Raw genomic sequence first — 6,645 nt, 5'->3', positions numbered from 1 at the left:
TAGTTGCTCGGTCAGGCGTGGACGGTGACACCGCCATCACCTCCGTCCCGCAGCTCCGCCAGGACGTCCTGGGCGGTCGCGGCGCGGACCTTCAGGAACCGCTGCACCTCACGCCGGGACGGCGACGGCGGCAGCTTGTCGGCGGCGATCGCGGCACGGACTCGCGCGACCATTTCGGGGGTGGCTCCCGTGGTTCCCGAAGTGGTTCCCGACGTGTCGCCATCGGCGGCGTTTCCGCTGTTCCCGGCGGTTCCCGGCTGGCTGGCCAACCACCCGGCCACCTCGTCCGCCAGGGCGTCACCGGCCGCCGCAACGGGCAGTCCGGGAACCACTGTGGGAGCCACCGTGCGACGGCACCAGGACCACTCCACGGCCACCGGCCCGGACCGGTGCACCAACGTCACCGTGCCGTCATCGGCGAGCACCGGGACCGCCGAGCGGATCGCGGCCGCCTGGATTCGATGCGTCCGGAGAGCCGCCTTCCTCGCGAGCGCGTCGGCGCGGCGCTGCTCCGGCGTCCGGCGCGGCTGTGGCGTCCGACCGTGCACCATCTGATGCACCGCGACACCACCCAGGGACACCAGGGCCATCACCACGCCACGGGCGAAGCTGCCCGGCTCGGTGATCACCTGCTGACCGTCGACCAGGGTGGTGACGTCGGTCGCCCCGTGGAGGTAGTTCAGGACCGCCTGGACGGCCGCGAACACGACCAGGCCAATCCGCAGCAGCCCGACCGGCTGCGTCGTGGTCATCCGCTTCTGGATCTCGAACGCGACCTTGATGGTCACGGCCTCGGAAAACAGAGGCAGCAGCAGCCCGATCGGGTTCAGGTAGATGTGCTGGCCGAACGACGCCATCGCCACCCAGGCCATCGCCATGGGCGTCACCATGATGACCAGCCACGGCAGCTTGTCCGCCGCCCACACCTTCAGCGCCGCCCGGCGGGTCTCCCACTTCGCGGCCCGCTTGCCGGCCTTCTTTTCCTTCTTGCTGGCCTTCTCCTGCCGGTCCTTACGGGCCTCATCCCGGTCGAACTGGCGGTCCAGACGGTCCTGCTCCCGGTCCGCCTGGCGGTCCTTACGGCGCTCTTCGGCCCAGGTCATCGCTGCCTCCCGCTCAGGTCGAGAGACACGCGAGGGATCACCGGGCACCGGCCAACACCGGCAGCGGTTTCCTCGTGGAACGAGTGCAAGATCCAGGTCGCCAGCCATGCCGCGAACAGGGTGATCCAGGCGGCGGCGAGGGTCAGCAGGACGATCAGGTGCAGCGGCACCCACAACACACGCTTGATCTTGGTCATGAGCGGGACACCCCGCCCCCACAGCCTTGCTGACGTGCGACAATACCCATGATCAGACTCCTTTACAGTCTGGTCGCCTGAACCCCTCGGAGGTCCGAACTCCGGGGGGTTCCTTCGTGGATCACTGTGCCATGATGAAACACATCGCGCAACTATTGAACTTGAACTGTGTCTCAAGTTGACACATTGGCGCGAGGGTGGCACGGTGATCGACATGCGATCCAAGACACGAATGCAGCGAATTCGCCAACTTGAGCAACAGCTCGAACAAGAGCGCGCCGGGTTGCTTGACGACATCGAGATGGACATCGATGACGGCATCCCTGTGGCGAGGCTTTCGCGGGACACCGGGATTTCCCGGACCACGATCCACCGCCGCCTGCGAGAGCGTCGTGACCAGGGAAAAGGTGAGCCGCTGGCGACGGCGGCGGCATAGGTCATGATCAGCCACCTTCGAGGGACAAAGGGTGTGTCAAGAGTGGCACGTGCCAATAATGACACACTTGGGGGCATGACCCCTGAAGAGAGAGACGCACTGGATCAGCTCGTCCCCGCCGACCAGCGGAGCGACGACCTTGTTCACGACCTCACGGCCGCTGCACGCACAGCCATGCAGCGCCGGATCGACAACAGCCGCTGGGGCGGGGCGGTCCTCGCCGCACTGCACCGCGAGCTGGGCTCATGGCGGCAGCTGGAAGCCCTAACCGGCATCCCGCAGGCCACGGCACGACGGTGGGCCACCCCGCCGCCGGGCACGGAAACGCCCAGGCCCGGCAACACGAACGCTGACGTCTGACTCGTGTCGGACCGCGAGGCCGACCTCAGATTCAGGCCCTTGTTCTACGGTCCGCACAAGATCCGCACAAGAAAAGACCCCGGCTCACGGGATGGCCGTCCCACCGGGGTCAACGACTCCAACCAAGTCGCGTCCAACCGTACGACACGCCCACCCCAGGTGGGACGGCCAGACGGCTGGACGTGATGGAAGGGACACTTCCGTGTCTACTGGACTCGGCGACATCGCCGTCTACCTGGCCCGCCGGGGCTGGCATGTCTACCCGCAGGCCCCGCTCGGCAACTCCCCCACCGCGAACTGCGCGAACGGCTGCGGTGGGCTCCGCTCCGGGCAGCGCACCGAGCGCACCTGCCCCGGCAACCACACCTGCCCGTGCTCCAGCTCGCCTACCAGGCCGTGCCACGCGCTCTACGCCGCCCGCAATGACGCTGAGCTCACCTGGGCGCGGTGGAAGCACGCGCCACGCTGCAACCCCGCGCTGCATCTGGGCTGGTCCAACCTCCTCGTCGTCGAGATCGACTGCCACGACACCACCACCCCGGCCGAACTCGCGCCCGGGCTGCCCAATCCCGGCGTCGTCAATGGCCTGGGCTCCTTCGCCGCGCTGCTGGACCATCTCGGCCAGCCCTGGCCCACCGACACCCTGATCGTCGAGTCACCGACCGGCGGCCAGCACCTCTATTACCAGGCCCCGAGGCTGGCCCTGCGGCACTGCTACGCCGCTTGGCAGGTCGAGGTGAAGGCCGGCGCTTGCTCGATCACCGCGCCCGGATCGGTGCGCAAACTGGCCGACGGCACCACCGGCACCTACGAGCGCATCTCCGACGCAGTCGACCCCGCACCGTTTCCGCGGTGGCTCGGCGAGTGGCTCGTGAGCATCGGCCGAGTCACCGACCCGGCGGCACGCCACCGGCCAGCACCCACCAGGATCACGACCAGCAACAACACGCATCCATCCCGCTACTGGGAGAGTGCCTGGAGCGGCGTACTTGACCGGGTCGCCACCAAAGACGACGGGCGGCGGGCGCGGTTCGAGACGATCTACGCAGGAGCTCGGCGACTCGCGAATCTCGCCGCACACGACGGCGCACCCTGGTCCGAGGCCGACGCCGTGCAGGCCGTGGTCGACACCGCCGTTGCCGCACGGGCCGCGACCGGTCGGCCCGAACGCCGCTCCGAGGCCACCGAACAGGCCAAACGCGGATGGCGACGCGGATGCGCTGACGGACCCGAGTCCCTGCGTGGGCGCGGCGGGAACGAGGTGGCCGCGTGAGCACCGTGCCCACCACCACGCCAGCAAGCAACGGACACCGGCCGACCACCGCGCCACCTGCGGCGACGGGGAGACCGGACGCTCCCAACGGGAAAAGGCGGACAAGCACGCGGGCGAAGGCCGAGACGTTCGCGTCGCCGAAACAGCCGATGGCCGTCGCCCGGCAGCTCCAGCCGGAGTGGGAGCACAACGGCGTGCTCATCCTGCGGCGCTGGCGCGGCACCTGGCAGGCCTGGGACGCCGGGCTGTGGAGCGAGCGAGCCGACGCGGACATGCGCGCACGCCTCTACCAGCGCATGGAGCACGCGCAATACGTGTACGTCGACGGCCGCTCCGGCATCTCCGAACCACGCCCGTGGGCGCCCGCCCGGGGCACGATCGGCAACCTCACCGAGGCAATCGAGGCGATCACCAACCTCACCGACGACGTCGAACCGGGTTCCTGGATCGACGGCCGCCGACGCGGCGGACAGGTGATCCCATGCGAAAACGGCCTCGTCGACCTGAACACCCGCGAGTTGATCCCGCACAGTGCCGGCTACTTCAACACCTACCGCGTCCGGCTCTCCTACTCGCCCGACGCACCACCACCGCAACGGTGGCTGGAGTTCCTGGCCAGCGTCTGGCCAGACGACCCGGACGCGATCAAAACCCTGCAAGAGATCTTCGGCTACATCCTCTCCGGACGCCGTCACCTGCAAAAAATCGTGCTGATCGTCGGCCCGACCCGCTCCGGCAAGGGCACGATCGCCCGGATCTTGACCGAGCTGGTGGGGGCCAGCCACGTGGCGTCTCCGACGCTGGCGGGACTCGGCACCAACTTCGGTTTGGCGCCGCTGATCGGCAAGACCCTTGCGATCGTCCCGGACGCGCGCATGCCTCGCGATGTCGGCGGAGTCGTTGAAAACCTCTTGATGATCTCCGGGCAGGACCGGATCAACATCGACCGCAAGCACCGGGACGCCTGGATCGGCCAGCTGCCCACGCAGATCATGATGCTGTCCAACGAGCTGCCGTCGCTGCCCGATGCGGCCGCCGCCATCGTCGGCAGGCTGCTGGTCCTGCGCATGACCCGGTCGTTCTACGGCCGCGAGGACCCGCGCCTGGTTGATGACCTGTTGGCCGAGCTCCCCGGCATTTTCAACTGGGCGCTTGACGGGTTTGACCGGCTGGATGCCCGTGGGAGATTCGGCGAGCTGGAGTCCTCCACCGAGGCCCACGAACTGCTCAAAGAGACCTCATCGCCGGTCAAGCTGTTCATCGAGGAGGCCTGTGTCCTGGCCCCGGACGCGTCCGTCACCGCCGATGACCTGTGGACGGAATGGCAACGCTGGTGTCACCGGCAGGGACGCGACCACGTCGGCACGAAAGCCTCACTCGCAAAGAACCTGTTCGCGGCGGCGTCGGGTGTCCGCCGAACCAAGCCCCGCGAGTACCCAGGTGGACCACAGGTGCCCACGTATCAAGGGATTGGACTGAGGGCCGACTTCAGCGAGCCGGAGTCGGCCGAGTCCGTCACCGCCGACGAGGCGAGTCCCCCTCCGGCCCTGATGGATTGAGTTCGTCGCTAGCTGAGCCGGGTCTGAGCCGGGTAGGGATTCCTACCCGGCTCAGACCATTTTTGCAGTTCAAATAGGTTTTCCTTTGGTTCTGAGCCGGGTGAGCCGGGTAAGCGCCCATTGTGGGTTTTATAGCAATGTATGTGTGACTCTATGTAATCGTATTGATTACGGTACGTTATACATTTTTCTAGAACTGACTAAGTGAAGATTTACCCGGCTCACCCGTCTCAATGCAGGTCAAAGGCTGTTTTCTACCCGGCTCAGACCCGGCTCATACCCGGCTCAACACCCGGATCTACCCGGCTCAGCAGTAGGCCTGTGGTCGGTTTGCCCGTTTGCTCCCAACGGGAGGAGTCCTCGGGTCCCCAGCGCTTCCCCCGTTGGGAGCGGGTCTAGGCCCCGGATCAACCGGATGCGGGCCCGTGTGGGAGTCCGTGTCTGGGTGGCCGCCTGGTAGTGAGTGCGGCGAAGCCGCTCCATAGATCGGTGTGCCCTCTGGTTGGCGGATCGTGGCCCAGCACTCGCAGCCCTGCCCCTGGCTGTCTTGAGCAAGTCGATCTGGCCGCAGTCCAGGCGGCTACGGTGATCCGCATGCAGACCGAGTGCGACGCCGAGTCGTGGTGGGATGACGTCGCGATGGCGAACTCCGCGCCGGCGCTTACCGCGGCGGCGGATGTCGCGTTGGCGCTGGTCATCCTCGGCGAGCAATCCCTGAAGCTGGAAGACGACATTCGATCCGCCCGTCGGGTCTCGGTCGAGAGCTACGAGCTGCCGGTCCGGGCAGTGCCGACTGAGCTGGTGCTGTTGTGCGCCCTGGCACTGGTCGAGACGATCCGGCGCATCACGACCAGCGACCCACTGCCGTTGGACGTCGCCGCCCGCCTCGACAAGATCCAGTCGGTGGTGCGTATCGGCGAGCATCTTGGTCAGGCGGCCGGGCTGCTCGCCGAGGACGCCTCTGCGCGGGCGGTGGCAGCGATCCGGCCGCCGAGCCCGCCTGTCATGCGCCAGCCGAGCACGATGTACGCCTGCCACGCTGCGGCGACCCGGCCACCGGAAGACTGGGGCACCCTCCCGCAGGACGTTGTCGTCGAGTTCGACCGGCTGCTCGCCGACCCCACCGGCGACGGGTGGGAGGAACTGCGGTCGCGGGCTCATGCCGCGCTGGATGCGTGTGCCCGGGACCGGGACCTGCGCGAAGCAGGGGCGCTCATGCACACGCTGCGGGCGCTGCGGGTCCGCCGGTGCTGGCTGGACCAGCACCCCGACCGCGAGGTGCTCGTCCAGCCCGGTGAGCCCGGCACTTACTGATCGCGCTGGTTAGGTGTGCGATGTGGAAACCGACACCAGCGCGTGGCATCAGGCGGTGGCCTGGGGCGAGGACCTGGCTGCCGGAGACGGGCAGCCGCCCGGGAGCTGGGATCACCAGGCAATCGCCGGTTTGCTCGCGGTCGCCGCGTACGCCCTGGCCCTGCGTGAGGATCTGGGCGTGGAGCAGCTGGGGGTCGATCGGCTGATCGTGCCGCTGTTCCGCGAACGCCGGTTCCGGGAGCTGGTCGAGGCCGAGCTCGGCCGGGCCGGGCACCTGGGTGCGCGCGCCCTCGCCTGGCGGGACCCGGTGGCGGTGATGTGGGCGTGGCTAACGCGGTCCTGGCCGGTTGACGAGCTGCGCCAGCCCCCGCCCGAGGATGCGGCGGAGTACCCGCCGCGGTAT

General features: G+C 68.0%; 8 protein-coding genes. 6 read left to right on the top strand and 2 right to left on the bottom strand.

Features of this window, described 5'->3' with window-relative positions:
• Positions 1–11: 11 nt before the first annotated feature.
• Together ACWDKQ_RS34450 and ACWDKQ_RS34445 are read right to left on the bottom strand one after the other, a co-directional pair.
• Entirely contained in the window at positions 12–1,103 is a 1,092-nt protein-coding gene (locus ACWDKQ_RS34450; protein WP_450142949.1) for a hypothetical protein, read from the bottom strand.
• On the bottom strand, positions 1,100–1,300 hold the full coding sequence (locus ACWDKQ_RS34445; RefSeq protein ID WP_450142948.1) for a hypothetical protein: 201 nt from the start codon (positions 1,298–1,300) through the stop codon (positions 1,100–1,102). The genes ACWDKQ_RS34450 and ACWDKQ_RS34445 overlap by 4 nt, the downstream gene beginning before the upstream one ends.
• Before the next feature lie 205 nt (positions 1,301–1,505).
• Between ACWDKQ_RS34445 and ACWDKQ_RS34440 the strand changes: the two genes are divergently transcribed.
• From ACWDKQ_RS34440 to ACWDKQ_RS34415, 6 genes are all read left to right on the top strand, one after another.
• Positions 1,506–1,736, top strand: coding sequence for a hypothetical protein (locus ACWDKQ_RS34440; RefSeq protein ID WP_450142947.1), 231 nt, complete (start codon positions 1,506–1,508; stop codon positions 1,734–1,736).
• 75 nt (positions 1,737–1,811) lie between these two features.
• Positions 1,812–2,096 (top strand): hypothetical protein, encoded by a 285-nt coding sequence (locus ACWDKQ_RS34435; RefSeq protein WP_450142946.1) that lies wholly within the window; start codon positions 1,812–1,814, stop codon positions 2,094–2,096.
• Between the two features lie 202 nt (positions 2,097–2,298).
• Entirely contained in the window at positions 2,299–3,369 is a 1,071-nt protein-coding gene (locus ACWDKQ_RS34430; protein ID WP_450142945.1) for a bifunctional DNA primase/polymerase, read from the top strand.
• Positions 3,366–4,928, top strand: a complete 1,563-nt coding sequence (locus ACWDKQ_RS34425; protein ID WP_450142944.1) for a DNA primase family protein — start codon at positions 3,366–3,368, stop codon at positions 4,926–4,928. Before ACWDKQ_RS34430 ends, ACWDKQ_RS34425 begins: the two co-directional genes overlap by 4 nt.
• A gap of 594 nt (positions 4,929–5,522) precedes the next feature.
• A complete protein-coding gene (locus ACWDKQ_RS34420) occupies positions 5,523–6,242 on the top strand; it encodes a hypothetical protein (protein ID WP_450142943.1) in 720 nt (239 codons plus the stop codon).
• Positions 6,243–6,264: 22 nt separating this feature from the next.
• The coding region (locus tag ACWDKQ_RS34415) for a hypothetical protein (RefSeq protein WP_450142942.1) at positions 6,265–6,645 on the top strand (381 nt) is incomplete at its 3' end.

This window comes from Saccharopolyspora sp. NPDC000995, from assembly GCF_053599315.1.
The sequence above is the reverse complement of the archived record's forward strand: the minus strand, read 5'-3'. Positions and strand labels throughout refer to the sequence as shown.

Coding starts and splice junctions, on each gene's coding strand:
- ACWDKQ_RS34450 (WP_450142949.1), bottom strand. CDS start 1,103: ATGACCTGGGCCGAAGAGCGCCGTAAGGACCGCCAGGCGGACCGGGAG.
- ACWDKQ_RS34445 (WP_450142948.1), bottom strand. CDS start 1,300: ATGACCAAGATCAAGCGTGTGTTGTGGGTGCCGCTGCACCTGATCGTC.
- ACWDKQ_RS34435 (WP_450142946.1), top strand. CDS start 1,812: ATGACCCCTGAAGAGAGAGACGCACTGGATCAGCTCGTCCCCGCCGAC.
- ACWDKQ_RS34420 (WP_450142943.1), top strand. CDS start 5,523: ATGCAGACCGAGTGCGACGCCGAGTCGTGGTGGGATGACGTCGCGATG.